Origin of the sequence: Blastomonas sp. CCH1-A6 (genome assembly GCF_001556365.1) — a bacterium.
GTDB classification, from domain to species: domain Bacteria; phylum Pseudomonadota; class Alphaproteobacteria; order Sphingomonadales; family Sphingomonadaceae; genus Blastomonas; species Blastomonas ursincola.
This window is the reverse complement of record NZ_LSIS01000314.1, coordinates 1-14683: the sequence shown is the minus strand read 5'-3', so window position 1 is coordinate 14683 and position 14683 is coordinate 1. Positions and strand designations below refer to the sequence as shown.

Annotated in this window: 22 protein-coding genes and 1 tRNA gene; 16 read left to right on the top strand and 7 right to left on the bottom strand. The window is 63.9% G+C overall.

From position 1 onward, the window contains the following. Positions 1 to 1243: 3-phosphoshikimate 1-carboxyvinyltransferase (gene aroA / locus AX735_RS14910; RefSeq protein WP_066281930.1), on the bottom strand; the 1243-nt coding region annotated here is incomplete at its 3' end. Between the two features lie 189 nt (positions 1244 to 1432). Here aroA and AX735_RS14905 point away from each other — a divergent pair. Both AX735_RS14905 and AX735_RS14900 read left to right on the top strand, forming a co-directional pair. Next, complete coding sequence (locus AX735_RS14905; RefSeq protein WP_066281925.1) at positions 1433 to 1744, top strand: FYDLN acid domain-containing protein; 312 nt, start codon at positions 1433 to 1435, stop codon at positions 1742 to 1744. Between the two features lie 120 nt (positions 1745 to 1864). After that, a tRNA-Ala gene (locus AX735_RS14900) sits at positions 1865 to 1940 on the top strand. A gap of 25 nt (positions 1941 to 1965) precedes the next feature. On the opposite strand, the gene AX735_RS14895 is transcribed toward AX735_RS14900, so the two are convergent. The 5 genes from AX735_RS14895 to AX735_RS14880 are packed head-to-tail and all read right to left on the bottom strand — an operon-like array spanning position 1966 to position 4103. Beyond that, positions 1966 to 3129, bottom strand: a complete 1164-nt coding sequence (locus tag AX735_RS14895; protein WP_066281924.1) for a tyrosine-type recombinase/integrase — start codon at positions 3127 to 3129, stop codon at positions 1966 to 1968. After that, positions 3129 to 3335, bottom strand: a complete 207-nt coding sequence (locus AX735_RS14890; RefSeq protein ID WP_066281922.1) for a hypothetical protein — start codon at positions 3333 to 3335, stop codon at positions 3129 to 3131. Before AX735_RS14890 ends, AX735_RS14895 begins: the two co-directional genes overlap by 1 nt. Continuing rightward, positions 3332 to 3685, bottom strand: coding sequence for a hypothetical protein (locus tag AX735_RS14885; RefSeq protein ID WP_066281919.1), 354 nt, complete (start codon positions 3683 to 3685; stop codon positions 3332 to 3334). The genes AX735_RS14890 and AX735_RS14885 overlap by 4 nt, the downstream gene beginning before the upstream one ends. After that, entirely contained in the window at positions 3682 to 3807 is a 126-nt protein-coding gene (locus AX735_RS26950; RefSeq protein WP_446471826.1) for a hypothetical protein, read from the bottom strand. Before AX735_RS26950 ends, AX735_RS14885 begins: the two co-directional genes overlap by 4 nt. Next, positions 3804 to 4103, bottom strand: a complete 300-nt coding sequence (locus tag AX735_RS14880; RefSeq protein WP_066281917.1) for a hypothetical protein — start codon at positions 4101 to 4103, stop codon at positions 3804 to 3806. The genes AX735_RS26950 and AX735_RS14880 overlap by 4 nt, the downstream gene beginning before the upstream one ends. A 189-nt stretch (positions 4104 to 4292) precedes the next feature. Between AX735_RS14880 and AX735_RS14870 the strand changes: the two genes are divergently transcribed. The 7 genes from AX735_RS14870 (at position 4293) to AX735_RS14840 (ending at position 9753) form a co-directional block, all read left to right on the top strand. Further along, positions 4293 to 5429 carry a PBSX family phage terminase large subunit gene (locus tag AX735_RS14870; protein ID WP_446471827.1) on the top strand — a complete coding sequence of 379 codons (1137 nt, stop codon included), beginning with the start codon at positions 4293 to 4295 and terminating at the stop codon, positions 5427 to 5429. 21 nt (positions 5430 to 5450) lie between these two features. Beyond that, entirely contained in the window at positions 5451 to 7370 is a 1920-nt protein-coding gene (locus AX735_RS14865; protein WP_082751131.1) for a phage portal protein, read from the top strand. Between the two features lie 3 nt (positions 7371 to 7373). Then, positions 7374 to 8174 carry a phage minor head protein gene (locus tag AX735_RS14860; protein WP_202189589.1) on the top strand — a complete coding sequence of 267 codons (801 nt, stop codon included), beginning with the start codon at positions 7374 to 7376 and terminating at the stop codon, positions 8172 to 8174. Positions 8175 to 8262: 88 nt separating this feature from the next. Further along, entirely contained in the window at positions 8263 to 8988 is a 726-nt protein-coding gene (locus tag AX735_RS14855; protein WP_066281910.1) for a hypothetical protein, read from the top strand. Next, positions 8985 to 9299, top strand: a complete 315-nt coding sequence (locus AX735_RS14850; RefSeq protein WP_066281908.1) for a hypothetical protein — start codon at positions 8985 to 8987, stop codon at positions 9297 to 9299. Before AX735_RS14855 ends, AX735_RS14850 begins: the two co-directional genes overlap by 4 nt. Further along, positions 9299 to 9571 (top strand): hypothetical protein, encoded by a 273-nt coding sequence (locus tag AX735_RS14845; RefSeq protein WP_066281907.1) that lies wholly within the window; start codon positions 9299 to 9301, stop codon positions 9569 to 9571. The genes AX735_RS14850 and AX735_RS14845 overlap by 1 nt, the downstream gene beginning before the upstream one ends. After that, positions 9571 to 9753, top strand: coding sequence for a hypothetical protein (locus AX735_RS14840; RefSeq protein WP_066281905.1), 183 nt, complete (start codon positions 9571 to 9573; stop codon positions 9751 to 9753). Before AX735_RS14845 ends, AX735_RS14840 begins: the two co-directional genes overlap by 1 nt. Here AX735_RS14840 and AX735_RS14835 read toward each other — a convergent pair. Next, positions 9728 to 10000: a hypothetical protein gene (locus AX735_RS14835; protein WP_066281902.1), complete on the bottom strand. Its 273-nt coding sequence runs from the start codon at positions 9998 to 10000 to the stop codon at positions 9728 to 9730. The two genes, AX735_RS14840 and AX735_RS14835, sit on opposite strands and share 26 nt — an antisense overlap. A gap of 48 nt (positions 10001 to 10048) precedes the next feature. Here AX735_RS14835 and AX735_RS14830 point away from each other — a divergent pair, with 48 nt between their 5' ends. The 7 genes from AX735_RS14830 to AX735_RS25930 all read left to right on the top strand — a co-directional run bounded on the left by AX735_RS14830 (position 10049) and on the right by AX735_RS25930 (position 14523). Next, the gene (locus AX735_RS14830) at positions 10049 to 11212 is read left to right on the top strand and encodes a DUF2213 domain-containing protein (RefSeq protein ID WP_231750135.1); all 1164 of its coding nucleotides are present in this window, start codon (positions 10049 to 10051) and stop codon (positions 11210 to 11212) included. A gap of 12 nt (positions 11213 to 11224) precedes the next feature. Beyond that, positions 11225 to 11680: a structural cement protein Gp24 gene (locus AX735_RS14825; RefSeq protein ID WP_082751130.1), complete on the top strand. Its 456-nt coding sequence runs from the start codon at positions 11225 to 11227 to the stop codon at positions 11678 to 11680. Positions 11681 to 11695: 15 nt separating this feature from the next. Continuing rightward, the gene (locus AX735_RS14820; protein WP_202189588.1) at positions 11696 to 12649 is read left to right on the top strand and encodes a DUF2184 domain-containing protein; all 954 of its coding nucleotides are present in this window, start codon (positions 11696 to 11698) and stop codon (positions 12647 to 12649) included. 12 nt (positions 12650 to 12661) lie between these two features. Then, positions 12662 to 12859: a hypothetical protein gene (locus AX735_RS14815; protein ID WP_066281899.1), complete on the top strand. Its 198-nt coding sequence runs from the start codon at positions 12662 to 12664 to the stop codon at positions 12857 to 12859. Positions 12860 to 12940: 81 nt separating this feature from the next. Beyond that, positions 12941 to 13363 (top strand): hypothetical protein, encoded by a 423-nt coding sequence (locus tag AX735_RS14810; protein ID WP_066281897.1) that lies wholly within the window; start codon positions 12941 to 12943, stop codon positions 13361 to 13363. Positions 13364 to 13369: 6 nt separating this feature from the next. Further along, positions 13370 to 14350, top strand: coding sequence for a glycine-rich domain-containing protein (locus AX735_RS26945; RefSeq protein ID WP_066281895.1), 981 nt, complete (start codon positions 13370 to 13372; stop codon positions 14348 to 14350). A gap of 8 nt (positions 14351 to 14358) precedes the next feature. After that, positions 14359 to 14523 (top strand): hypothetical protein, encoded by a 165-nt coding sequence (locus tag AX735_RS25930; protein ID WP_202189587.1) that lies wholly within the window; start codon positions 14359 to 14361, stop codon positions 14521 to 14523. The last annotated feature ends 160 nt before the right edge of the window (positions 14524 to 14683 follow it).

Sequence of the window (14683 nt, the reverse complement as noted above, 5' to 3'; positions counted from 1 at the left end):
GCCCCGCCACCGCAAAGCTCATCGCGATACGGTGGTCGAGTGATGTCGTGATCGGCCCGCCGCCGCGAAGCGCCCTGCCCCCGCTGCCGGTGATGACAAGGCCGTCCTCGCGCTCTTCCACCGCCGCGCCGATCGCCTCGAGCCCACGCGCCATGGTGGCGAGCCGGTCCGATTCCTTGACGCGCAACTCGTCGAGCCCGGACGTGACGGTCGTACCCTCGGCCATCGCGGCGGCGATGAAGAACACCGGAAACTCGTCGACCATGCTCGGCACGATCACGGGATCGACGGTGATTCCCTTGAGCGCGCTCGCCCGCACGCGCAGGTCCGCCACCGGCTCGCCGCCGACGGTGCGTTCATTAAGCCGCTCAATCTGCCCGCCCATCGCCTCGAGCACGGTAATGATGCCGGTGCGGGTGACGTTCATGCCGACATTCTCGATGATCAGATCCGATCCCGGCACGATCAGCGCGGCGACGATGAAGAACGCGGCGGACGACGGATCGCCCGGAACGACGATATCCTGTGCCTTGAGATCGCACGGTCCGGTGACCGAGATATGCCGTACGCCTTCGGCATCGACCTCGACGGTCAGCGGTGCGCCGAATCCGGCGAGCATCTTTTCGCTATGGTCGCGCGTCGCCACCGGTTCGATGACCGTGGTGGTACCCGGCGTGTTGAGCGCGGCGAGCAGGATCGCCGATTTGACCTGCGCGGAGACCACGGGAAGCCGATAGGTGATCGGCACCGCCGGCTGCAGCCCGCGCACCATCAGCGGCAGCGTACCGCCAGGGCTGGCGCCAAACTCCGCGCCCATTTCGCTGAGCGGATCGGTAACGCGCGCCATCGGGCGGCGGCTCAAGGATGCATCGCCGGTGAACATCGCGGTGATCGGGTGGCTGGCGACCAGCCCCATCAGCAGGCGGGTCGAGGTGCCGCTATTGCCCATGTCGAGCGCCTGTTCCGGCTGCATCAGCCCGCCCACACCGACGCCGTGCACCGTCCACACGCCATCGTCGCCGCGTGCGATCGTCGCGCCCATCGCCCGCATCGCGGCGGCGGTGGCAAGCACGTCTTCGCCTTCCAGTAGTCCCGAGATGCGGCTCTCGCCCACGCACAGCGCCGACAGCATCAGCGCGCGGTGCGAGATCGACTTGTCGCCGGGAACGCGGATCGCGCCGGTCAGCGCAGAGCCTGCGGAAAAGCGGCGCGGGCGCGCCGCCTCGTCAGCATGATGGGCCATGATGTTCAGTGCATTTCCGTTTGGGCATGGTCTGCCGGGGAGTAAAAGCGACGCAGCTTTTGACAGCGGCACAAAGCTATGGCAAGGCGCACGCCAATTTTCCGGCCGGTGGCGTGCGCGCCGCCTTGCGGAAGCATGCAACCTTCTCCACATCGATCCATTGATTGAGCTGAAACCGAGGCATTTTTCATGATCAAGCCTGAATGGGGCGCCAAGCACAGCTGCCCGAAATGCGGCACCCGCTTCTACGACCTTGGCAAGGACGACCCCGTATCCTGCATCAACTGCGGCAACAGCTGGACGCCCGAGCCGGTGCTGAAGTCCAAGCAGCCGCTGCCCTTCGAGGAAGAGAAGAAGAAGGTCATCGAGAAGGAGGATGTCGATCTGGCCGATGAGGATCTGGACATCGACGAAGACGGCGATTCGCCCGACAACGATGTCGACCTGGGCGGAGACGACGACCTGGGCGTCGCCGCAGCGGACGACGACGAGGAAGGCTGAGCCTTTTTCGACGGACACGCGAAATATTGGCAGGGGGCAAAATTGCCCCTTGCCACCTTCGGATCGCTCGACTAAAGGGCGGTCCTTCCCGACGCCGGGGGGTCAAAAACCGGCGAAGATGGGGCCTTAGCTCAGCTGGGAGAGCGCTACACTGGCAGTGTAGAGGTCAGCGGTTCGATCCCGCTAGGCTCCACCATTCTTATAGCCCGGATTTGCGGCATTTACAACGCCCTCCCGTCGATATGGCTAAAAAGATTGGGACCGACCAGGGACCGCCGATGCACGGTGGTCAGTTTGTCCATGTCCGCCCAATACGCCTCGATAGCCTCGCAAAACTCTTTCAGATATTCGGGGCGCAGGTGCGTGTAATTGCGACCAGTGCGCCCGCCGTCAGTGGCATGGCCCGCTGCCGTGTCGATCTGCGCTTGCGGGACGCCAACGCGCTGCAACTGAGTGTGGATCGTATGGCGTAGCGTGTTCGGGCTCCCCCACGGCTCGCCGTCCTTTGTTATCCCTGCGTCGATCAGGCAGTTGGCGAACGCCTTGCGGATGCTGAACACGTCGCGCCCCACCATGCTGCCATCTTTGCACGCATTCCATTGGCGGATCACCTTGCCGGTGGCTGGCAACACATTGGCCAGAGTCGGCACGATAGGGACAATGGCCCGCTTCTTGATCGTCTGCGCTCGGCCTGGGGCGTTGAAGTAGATCAACCCATCCCTGATCTGGCTGGCGTCCAGCTCTAGAACAGCCTCGACGCGGGCGTGTGTCGAAAGCATGATTATCGTGAAAAGCTGGATATGGACGCGCTCAGCCTGCCGGGCAGATGCCTCTAGCAGCGCCGCAACCTGTTCCATGCTGTATTCGATCTCCTTCGGTCCCGACTTGTGGCCAGCTTCAACGCGCGGGACGGGCGGGGCATAAGGGATGATCTGGTTGAGCGCTGCCCACTTCATCGACCGGGACAGGGCCGCAAGCTCACTCTGGATCGTCTCGCCGGTCACGCCTTCCCGGCGGCGCATGTCGATGTAGCCCTGCACGCGCTCTAGCGTCATGCCTGCCACGTTGAGCCCGCCCATGCCGTCCAGCCATCGTTGCAGGTGGCCGACCGCATAATCCGGCTCCCATGTCTCGGGGTCTTCGATGACCTCTTGCTCAAACCGCTCCCGCTCGGCGTCGGTAAGCTCGACCTCGGGTGCATCGGGATTGTTCGCGTCGGCCAGCAGCCAAGCGCCGGTCACGGTCACCTCTGGCGGCTCACCGGGGTCGTAATCCTCGGGCGGGCCGAACATGCCGGACGGCTCGCTGCCGCCGCGCACCTCGTAATCGACCTCAACCTCGGTTTCGCGGTCATCGCGGACGAAGGTTCGGGCACGGCTGGGCATCACCGTTCCCTCCTTCTTGCCGACCGCCGGGCCTGCGTTCCGAACATAGCGACCGCACCGACGAACATGGCGAGCGGCCAGAAGAACGAATAGAGCGGGATCATCGGGCGATGGCGGCGCGGCAGCTTGTCCGCATACCGCTCGCCAACCAGCATCGCTATGAATATGCCTGCGATGTAGGATCCGGCGATTTCGTAGGGGGTCATGACCGGCCCTCCAGCTTGGCGAGGATGGCGCGCAACTTGTCCATCTGCGAATAAGTGATGGTCGCTACAAACTCCATGTTGTCGCGATCTGCGCTGCGCCAGCGGACGCCTCGCAGCGCCGCAATCGCCTCCGGCACCACATCCGGGTTGGCGATGCCTTCGCAGGCGTTCACGCAGGCGACGATGCGGGCGGCGTTGGGATTGCTATCCGGTCCCTTGGTCTGCGCAACGTAGATACCTTGATTGCCGACCGGACGGTCAATCTCTTGCCCCTCGCTGTCGAGGTTTGAGCTAATAAGGCTCCCATTCACAACGGCCCAAGGCCCCGGCGTATGTGCTGTCTTGGTCATTGCTTGCGTTCCTTCTCAGCATGGTGTTCTGCGAATGTGCGGCCATCGGCGGCGCGCAGCGGCCAGACCGCGTTAGAGCTGACACGGTAGGGCTTGCCCATCGGCGCGGGGATCGGGGTCATTGGCGGCGCTCCCGAATGATGGCGAGATATTCTAACAGCAGGCCTTCTTGGCCCTCCCCGCTTTCAACCTGCCAAGATGTTTGGCGCATGTTCATGAACCGCAGAAGTCGCGCCAACTCTTTGCGCTCTTGAGCATGATCCAAAGGCGGCTTTTCGTAGGTTGCGATCATGCGGGCATGGCTACGCACAGATTTCATCGTGCTGTGCGTTTCGCCGTAAGAAACGGCGTCAAAATCAACAAAGCCAGCAGCCCGCGCAGCTTGGTCAAGCGCCCAAATCGGTGTTTTTTCTTCCATCACAGCCTCCCCTTGTTGGCACGAAGGTAGGCCATGGCGGCGGGGACAACCGTGTCGTCAACGCCATCTCGGATAAGCCTGGCCCGGTTGCGCAGTCCGAAGCTTTCAAACAGCCCAGCCAGGAACTCCCGATCTGCCACCAGCGGGTCAGGCGGGGTTACTGTGTGACCCGTTGCTTCAAGCGCGGCGATCATCTCCGCTTCGGCAAAGTCGTTCAGCGCGGCGTTGATGGCGTCCGTCTGGGGCTATGCCGAGCCCTTGCGCGTGCTGTGCACCCGCGACCTGCAGGTATCGATCAAGGAGAGCTTTCACGCCGAGCTCAAAGCCGCCATCGCGGCCTATCCTTGGCTCGAGGCTCATTACGACGTCGGTGTCGATTACCTGCGCGGCCGAAATGGCACCGAGTTCCTATTCCGCGGATTGCGGCACAACAGCGGCGGCATCAAGTCGCTGGCCAAGATCGACCTGACCATCGTGGAAGAAGCCGAGGACGTGCCGGAGGCGTCATGGCTTGCGCTCGAGGCCACGGTGTTCCGCCAGCCCAGGTCTGAGCTTTGGGCCATCTGGAACCCGCGCATTGACGGTTCGCCGGTCGATAAACGGTTCATCAAGGAGCCGCCGCCAAACGCGCTCATCACCGAAATCAACTGGCAGGACAATCCGTTCTTCCCGCCCGGCCTCGACGCGCTACGCAGGCGCGAGCAAGAGCGTCTGGACCCGGCAACTTATGCCCATATCTGGGAGGGCGCATACCTCACCAACTCCGATGCGCAGGTCTTTTCGGGCAAATGGCGCACCGCCGAGTTCGAGCCGCAACCGAGCTGGGACGGGCCATACCAAGGCGGAGACTTCGGCTATGCGCAAGACCCCACGGCTGCGGTGCGGTGCTACATCCACGGCGACACGCTCTATGTGAGCCACGAGGCTGGCGGGCGGACTATCGAGCTCGACGCCATCGGCGCGCGGGTCTGCGCCGATATCCCCGACTTCGACCGATATGTCAGCCGTTGGGACAGCGCGTCGCCTGGCAGTATCAGCATCCTGACGCGATCGGGCGTGCCCAAGGCGCAGGCGGCCAGCAAGTGGCAGGGCAGCATCGATGACGGCATCCGCTTCCTGCGGTCGTTCCGCGAGATCGTGGTGCACCCGCGATGCCGCGAGACCATCAAGGAAATGCGCCTCTACAGCTACAAGGTCGATCGGCTGACTGGCGACATTCTTCCCGTGCTGGTCGATGCGAACAACCACTATATCGACGCCCTGCGCTACAGCGTCTCGACGATCATCCGCGCGGGACGGTACTCCCTCACCGCCCTCGCCTCCTAGTCGTCCGTAACCTCACCCGCCATGCGCAGCCACCGTGCGGCCATGGGCATCCTGCTTAGCCTCAAAGACGGCCTGACCAACGCATTGACCGGCATGGGGCGCACCAGCGACCCGCGCTCGGCCAATCGCTATACCTACATGCCCAAGACGCAGCAGGACATCTACGCCGCCTATCGCGGCAGCGGCCTGATGCGCAAGATCGTGAACGTGCCCGCCAAGGACATGGTGCGCGAGGGGTTGGAGTGGAAGGCCGAGGCTGACCAGATCACCCTGCTCGAGGCCGAGATGGCGCGGCACAACCTGCTCGACAAGATCAGGCGCGCGGAACAGCTGCGCGGGCTTGGCGGCGGCGCCATGCTGCTCGGCCTGCCCGGCGATCCTCGGCAGCCCGCGCCTACCACGGTCGGCAAGGGCGGGCTCGCCTATATCCACGTCCTCTCCCGCTGGCAGTTGCAGGCCGGTCCCGAGATCCAGGACTATCGCGACCCGAACAACGGCAAGCCGCAGTTCTACCGCTACAGCACCGCGCAGGGCGGCATGATCGAGGTGCACCCCTCGCGCGTCATTGCGTTCCGCGCCGACCCGCTGCCCAGCATGGGCCTCGGCCATTCATGGGAGGACGAGTGGTGGGGCGAGAGCACGGTCGAGCAGGTGCTCGATGCGGTGCAGAACAGCGACGCCGCGCAGACCGCCTTTGCCTCGCTCATTCACAAAGCGCGCCTGATGCGCCTCGGCATCCCGAAGCTTGGCGAGATTCTCGCAACGCAGGAAGGCGAGGCCCTGCTCGCCGCGCGTATCGCCAACATCAACCTGGCCGAGTCGCTTTACAACGCTTCGATCTACGACGCTGGCGATGGCGCCGAGGGGGCAGGCGAGAGGATCGACGACGTCCAGTACAGCTTCGCCGGGCTCAAGGACGTGATGAACGCCTATGGCGAGTTCGTTGCGGCTATCAGCGACATCCCTGCCACCCGTCTGCTCGGTCGCGCGCCCGAGGGCATGAACAGCAGTGGCGAGAGCCAGCAGAAGGATTGGAACAAGATGGTCCGCGCGCGGCAGACCATCGACCTCAAGCCCTGCCTCGACGACCTGTTCGCCTACCTCATCCCCTCCGCGCTCGGCTCGATGCCCGAAGGCGTCTGGTACGAGTTCCCGCCGCTCGACATGCCGAGCGAGGCAGAGCGCGCCAAGCAGTTCGAGACCGAGATGAAGGCGGTCGAGGTGCTGGACAAGATCGGCGTCATCCCGCGCGAGGCGTTCGCCGAGGGCGTCCAGTCGTTGCTCGTCGAGCAGGGGTATCTGCCCGCGCTGGAATCCGCGCTTGCCAAGATCCCCGAGGCCGAGCGCTTCGGCGAGGAGCCGGAGGACGACGGCACGGACCCGAGTTCAATGCAGGCGGAAGGAGGTGATCCGGTTCTAGCGAACGGCGCGAGCGTGGACGATTCGCGCCGGATGAACGACGCCACCCCGCGCCCGCTCTACGTCCATCGCAAGCTGCTCAACAGCGCCGACCTGATAGCATGGGCCAAGGCGCAGGGCATCGCCACCACCATCGACGGCAGCGACATGCACGTCACCATCGCGTTCAGTCGCCAGCCCATCGACTGGCTCAAGGTCGAGGCCAACGACTGGAACGAGGAAAAGGACGGCACGCTGGTCATCAACCCCGGCGGCCCGCGTCTGGTCGAGCGGCTGGGCAAGGATGGTGAGGCGCTGGTGCTGCTGTTCGGATCGTCGCGCCTGGCATGGCGACATGAGCAAATCCGCAATGCCGGTGCATCGTGGGATTGGCCGGAATATCAGCCGCACGTGACGATTTCCTACAACGCGCCCGACATCGATGTCGAGGCGATCGAGCCCTATCGCGGTGTCCTGCGGTTCGGGCCTGAGATTTTCGAGCCGCTGGACGATGATTGGAAGGCGAAGGTCAAGGAGGCGTAAGCCATGCCCTTCGACCTCCCCGCCATGACCCTCCGTGCCCGCGTGGTGCGCAAGAAGTCGATCCGACTGCGCGACATCGTGCCGCCGCAAACCTTCGCAACCGACCTGTTCCGCGAAAGCTACCTACCGATCGTCGATATCTGGCAGCGCGCGTCCCTCCGCATCATCGCCGAATACGAGCGCGCCATTTCCGAGCAGACCACCGATAGCCCCGCCGACGTGCAGCGCGAGATCGATGCGGCAGACGGTGAGGCGACGCGGCTGTTCCTGCTGCTCGATGCGCGGGTGCGGGATTGGGTTCTGAGGACCGAACGATGGTTCCGCGGGCGCTGGCGTGGTGCTGTCCTTTCCGCCACCGGCGTCGATCTGGACACGCTGCTCGGGCCCGAGGCGGTGCGCGCCAGCCTCGAGACGCACATCAGCTGGAATGTCGATCTGGTCAAGGACGTGTCGGCGCAGGCACGCAAGCGCATCAGCGACGCGGTGTTCGATGGCCTGCGCACCCGAGCCCCGGCGCGGGACGTGGCGGCGAGGATCCGGGAAGCAACCGGCATGGCGCGGGATCGGGCGCGGCGCATTGCATCGGACCAGCTGACCAAGCTCACCAGCTCGCTCGCCGACGAGCGGCGGCGCGAGGCGGGGATTGCCGATTGGGAGTGGAAGCACAGCGGCAAGCGCCATCCGCGCGTCGATCACAAGGCGCGCGACGGCAAGGAATATAGCGACAACAAACCGCCGCCGGAGATGCCAGGACAGTTGCCCTATTGCGGGTGCCGCCAGCTCGCGGTGCTCAAATTCGATTAGGCGCGCGCGGCGGACTGTGGTAGAAAAGCGGGCCGGAAACGCTGCGTCAACAGCGCCCGGCCCTGACCACAACGAAGGTGATTTCGATATGGCTTTGAAGCTTTTCAACAGAGACGCGACCGAACGCAAGACAGTATTTGATGAGATGGATGCGGCGATGGAATACAGCCGCACCGTCCTGAACCCCTTGGCGATTGAGGCCGAGGCGAAACTACGCGAGGGCAACGAGGCATTGTTCGCTGAGTTCGAAGCTGAACTCGATCGGCAGCGCGCTGGGTTCTCCTTCTCGTTCAAGCGGCACGGCGATTTTCTGAGCATCGCAATCACCCGCGCGGGCAACCAGGATACCGCGTTAGCGAAGGCCGAGACACGTTGGGCCTCTACTATCAACCTTAGCCGAGTGCGCTCCATCTCGTTTCGCGAAGGTCGCGCGCCCGACATGAACGGCTCGTTCTCGTGGCTCGTTCAATCGGTCGAGTTTTCCGACGAGGATGGCAAGCCGTGCAGTTGGGGCTCGACATCTGAATACCCTACGCGTGCCCCACGCCGCGGGAAGCATGTGGTCATGCCCCACGGATTTCCTGCTGTGCCCGCGTCCCGCCCTTTCCTCCATGAGGAGGACGATCGGGTGGTAAGTCGAAGCGGCTTTTTGAGGTCCGGAGGCGGGTGCAGTCACCTGTCAATGGACTTTCCGCGGGGATCGGAGGACGACGCGATCCATTTCAACGGCCTCGGGATGACGCTCTTTGCGCCGTTCGGCCTGGGCGCTGGGATGCACCAGGCGTTGCTGGCTGAGCTGGAGTCCGCAGCATGACCCCGCTCGAACGCGCCAAGGCTGCGATCGCTCAGACGCTCGGCTTTAGTTGGCTCCCGATAGATGCATTCGCGCTACCTGACGGGCGGATGATCTCTACCGAGGCGCTGACCCGCGCCGTCCTGACCGCGATCCGGGAGCCGGATAGAGCAATGATCGAAGCGGGTGGCGAACAGGTTCTCGATACTGAGGTTGGCGATGGTCAGTATGCTTCCATCGCAGACGGGCGCGGTAGCAAGCTGATGGCCAACAACCAAGCCGTCAACGCATGGACCGCCATGATCGACGCCATTCTGGCAGGGAGTGAGTGATGGAAACAGAATACATGGACGCCGTTCTCTTGGCAGAAACCGCGTTTCGTAGCGCAACAATCCAAGGCACGATGGAGCCAGGACCGCGCGTCGAGAGCTTCACCATGGCGAGCTGGCCTAATCATCTTGGCGAAACCCCAGACCATGCGATCGGCAAGCAGGTCAGAGTAAATGACGGCTATTGCCATGCGGATTTCGTCATCTCGCACCGTGAAGGCGAAAGCCTGTGTCTGCGGCGCATTGGGAAAGCCGATTTCAGGTGGAGTGAGTGATGGCGCGTGATTTCGACATCCTGACCGTCGATCTGAAAAAGGCAAACCCGGCAATCGTGCTGCGTATGCTCATGGAGGACATCGTGCCGGAAGCCTACCGCGCCGATGATTGGGAGCAGCGTTGGCAGGACATGATCGATTATTGCGAGCAGCCGGTCACTGCTTCCCCGAGCAATCCATAACCCCGACCAGCACGGCACCGCGCCAGAAATCGTCCTTGATCTGGCACCCGGTCACGAGCGATACCGCCTGGCGCATCTGGTCGCGCTGCTTGGTTGATCCGTTCGCCCGCTGGCCAGTGATGAGCGCCTTGTTGAACACCTTGACCTCATCCCCGCGCACCAGCACCCGGTAGCGGCTCTCATCGACCTGCACGGTCTGGTTGACGGTCGCAGGGGCAGCGAGGAGCATCATGAGGGCGGTAAGCATGGCGCGGGAGAATACACGCTAACCCATCGTCCGTAAAGCCGTGCGGGCGTGCGCCATACTGTCCGGCGCATGGAATTCTCGGATAGCCTCATTCTCGACGCGCCGCGCCGGACAAGTGCCGGGTATCTGGTCGCGCGGGCACGAGCAGCAACCACCGGGGTTTATCAATACGCTGGCTATGAGGTCGATCCGACCAACGCCCACGGCCTGCGCGACAAGCAAATCGTCAACGTCCTTCGCGACGAAAACACCGTGTTCGACAAGGCCGCAGTGCAGTCGTTCATCGGCAAGCCGGTCACCGACGATCACCCCTCGCAGCCCGTAACTGCCGCCAACTGGCGTGACCACGCGCGCGGCACGATCATGGGCGCGATGCGAGACGGCGAATACCTCGCTTTTGACCTGATGCTGACCGACGCGGGCGCAATCGCCAAGGTCGATGCGGGCAAGCGCGAGCTTTCCAACGGCTATTCCGCCAATCTGGAATTCGGCCAGTTCACCGCACCGGACGGCACCGTCTGCGATGCGCGTCAGTCGAAAATCACGGGCGGCAACCATGTCGCCATCGTCGATCGGGGCCGCGCCGGTTCCGCATGCCGAATCTCGGACAGCAAGCCTTTTGCTGCCTGCGATGCCAACCCCGCCATCCTGGCGGACCTCAACAAGGGAAATGTGATGAAAAAGATCGTGCTCGACGGTCTGCAGGTCGATTTGTCGGACGCGGATGCCGTCGCAGCCGCCGTCACCAAGCTGCAGGACCAGGCCAAGGCTTCCGCTGATGAAGCCGACGAATACAAGAAGAAGATGGCTGCAAAGGACGGTGAAATCGCCGCTCTGACCAAGCAGCTGGCCGATGCAAAGGCCGCTGCCGAGCCCGCCGCCATCGACAAACTGGTCGCCGACCGCGCGGCGCTGGTCTCGACCGTCAAGGCGCTGGACTCCGCGATCGTCACCGATGGCAAGACCGATGCGCAGATCCGCCGCGAGCTGGTGGAAGCCAAGCTCGGCGATGTCGGCAAGGCGCTCGACGACGCAGCGATCCCCGGTGCTTTCGCGGTGCTGGCGAAGGATGCCGAGAAAGCCGAGGCGAAGGACGCAATCGTCCAGCTGCAGAAGCCTGCCAACGCGCTCGCCGATCGCGAGATGAAGGCATTCGCGGACTCGGTCGCCAATCTCAACGCCTGGCGCACCCGCCAGGGCAACCCGGCGTAAGGAGGAAAGCCCATGCCTGCTCTACAGACCACCTATCCGCTCAATCAGGATGCTGGCTTCCCCGGCATGCACGCCGACATGGCCGAATGGGATGCGCGCACGCGCACCGCGACTGCCGCAATCAACTTCGGCGTGCCGGTTCAGCGCAATGGCGCCGAAGGGTGCCAGACGCTCGCGTCCGGCGGTGAATACATCGGCATCGCTGGCGTCCGCCGCGTGACCAACGCATCGGGCGACGGATACGCCACCGGCGACAACGTGCCCGTTGCTGATGAGGGCTGCTTTTTCGCACTGGCAGATGCTGCCATCGCGGTCGGCGCTGCTCTGAACTTCAACACTGCGTCGGGTCGGTGGACCACGGCTGCGACCTCGGGAACCATCATCGCGGTGCCCCAGAGCGAAGCCGAGACCGCTGCGTCGGGCGCTGGCGCAATCTTCAAGGTGCGGCTGCGCCGCATCCCCTCGTAATCAAGGATTATGACGATGCAGCTTAACGACGCCGCAGCTTTCAATTTCGTGGTGGCTCAGGCCGCGACGATCAACCCCATCGTCTACGAGACCCGCTTCCCGGAGCTTCCGTGGAACGAGCTCGTCTTTGTCGATACCAGCGCCCCGGAGTGGACGCCTGGCATCATCACGTTCAGCTCAACCACCGTTGGTCAGGCTCGCTGGTATTCGGGCGGCGCCAAGGACGTGGCGAAGGCCGATATTGCGATGGACAAGGTCCAGCAGGCTGTCCACATGGCCTCGATCGGTTATGGCTATGACCTCGAGGAAGTCGGCCAGGCGCAGCTTCTGAATGTTGGCCTGACTGCTCGCAAGGGTCTCGCGGCCGCACGTGCCTATAACGAGTTCATGTGGCGCATCTCGCAGACTGGCGATGCCGACAAGGGCCTCAAGGGTCTGGTCAACCAGAGCGGCGTCAGCACGGCAACCGCGCCGGCTGATGGAACCGGTTCGGTGACCACGTGGTTCGATGCTGGTGGCGTGCGCACCAAGACCCCGGCGCAGATTCTCCGCGATTTCAACAACGTGATCGTGGGCATCTTCACCGGCTCCAACACTGTCGAAATGGCCGATACGGTTCTGCTTCCGTTCGCCGTTCTGGCGTGGCTGGGCGCGACGCCGATGAGCGACACGAACAGCGAGACGATCCTGTCGTTCATTCAGCGCAACAACTATTACACGCAGCAGACCGGTCGCCCGCTGACCATCCGCGGCGTGCTGGGGCTCGATACCGCTGGTGGTTCGGGCACTCGTCGCATGGTCGCCTATGCCAACCGCCAGGACGTTGTGGTTCTGCATCTGCCGATGCCGCACCGTTTCCTGCCGGTCTATCAGGATGGTCCGACCAGCTTTGAAGTGCCGGGCATTTTCCGCACCGGCGGGGTCGATGTCCTGCGACCGGCGGCGTTCCGCTATCTCGACGGCATTTAAGGGGTATCGGCGATGATCCTCAAGAACATCACCGATGGACCGAAGGTCGTAAACAGCCTGTCCGGGCCCATTACGATCCCGGCTGGCGCCGAGAAGAACGTCGATCTCAGCGATGCGGAGGCAGCGGTTGCCACCAGCATTGGCTGGTTCGAGGAAGTGGACGCGGAGCCCAAGGCGAAGCGATCGGGCAAGGCAGCAGCCGCAGAATAACGGGGCGCATCACACGCGTCAGGGGTGGGCCCGCTCGGGAAGCCGGGCGGGCCTTTTTTCATGGCCAAGGAGGGCCGATAAATGGCATTTCAGTTTAGTACAGCCGCCCGAAACGCGGCGCTTGACGCAATCGAGACAGCGATCGGCGCTGGGGCGGTCCTCAAAATTCGCAGCGGCACCGTGCCCGCGACCGTAGGCACCGCCGACGCGGGCACGGTTCTGGCTACTCTGACCTTGCCGAGCGACTGGATGGCGGCTGCCTCGGGTGGCAGCAAGTCCAAATCAGGCACTTGGGAAGACACCAGCGCGGATGCGACCGGCACTGCCGCGCACTTCCGTATCTATGCCAGCGACGGCACGACCGCGCACATCCAAGGGACTGTGTCGCAGCGGGCTGCTGATGGCGGAACTGGCGATCTTCAGCTTGACCAAGCCACGGCGGGCCTTGTCGCTGGTCAGGCAGTGACGATTTCCGCTTTCACCCTGACCGCTGGCGGGGCCTGATAGCCGATGGCCGACGCCAAGATCAGCGAGCTACCGGCGGCGTCCACCCCGCTTGATGGCACCGAAACTGTCCCGCTGGTGCAGGGCACAACGACCGAGAAGGCGACGGCGCGCGATATTGCCAACCTTTCCAGCCCGAACATCCAGACGTTTGACTCGTCGGGGACGTGGACCAAGCCGACCGGCGCAAAGCTGGTTCTTGTTCGCCTCTGGGGCGCTGGTGGTGGCGGCAGCGCAGGGCGCGCGTCGGCTTCTGGCACGGCGGCAGTGGGCGGCGGTGGCGGTGCTGGTGGCGGATATGTCGAGTATCTGTTTGTCGCTGATGATCTTGCTTCAAGCGTTACCGTCACGGTGGGTAGCGGCGGCACGGGCGCAGCAGGCGTGGCAGTCGGCAACAACGGCGGTGCGGGCGGTATTGGCGGTGCGTCCGCTTTCGGCGGGACCGGAATTGGTGCCACATTGTTCGCAAACGGCGGAGCCAACGCGCTTGGCGGCACCTCGACGGGTGGCGGCCAAGGTGGCGCGACGATCACCAATGGCTATTTCGCCGCTGCCAACACGGCGGGCGGCAACGCAGGTGCATCGACCGGCGCGCCTGGTGCCAATGGGGGCAACGGCGTGTTTGGCGCAGGCGGTGGCGGCGGTGGGGGAAGCCAGAGCACGACGCTCTCGTCTCGCAACGGCGGCAACGGCGGAATCGGGCATGGCAATTTTTCCCGTGCAAATACGGCACCGGGCACTGGCAGCGGCTCGGCGGGTGGCAGTGGCATCACCGGCACAGTTGGCGCGGCGGGAATAGTCACGCCGTCCATGTCAGGCGGCGGGGGCGGTGGTGGTGCATCGACGACCGCAGGTGTGGCAACAGCAGGCGGGAATGGTGCCACACCGGGTGGCGGCGGTGGAGGCGGCGGCGCTGGCGTTGGAAACCCGAGCGGCGCTGGCGGCAACGGCGGCAACGGTCGCTGCATCGTCATCACGTATTTCTGAGGTGCAGTATGGATCGATATGCAATTGTCGAGGACGGCACGGTCACCAACATCGTGCTCTGGGATGGCGAAACCGAATGGGGCGGCGCTGACAAGGCTGTGCCTTGTCCCGATGGCGTCAAGATCGGAGATCGCTACGAGGATGGCGAGTTCATCCCTGCCGAGCCTGAATAATGGTTGATCGCCTCCTAAAAGAGGACGGCTTTGCGCTGCTGCTGGAAGACGGCAGCACGCTGCTGCTGGAAAGCTCGGGCGCAGGTGGCGGCATTGTCGCATCGGGCTCCGGCACGATCAGCATCTCAGGGACCGGCACCGCCACTGCCCGATTGGCGGG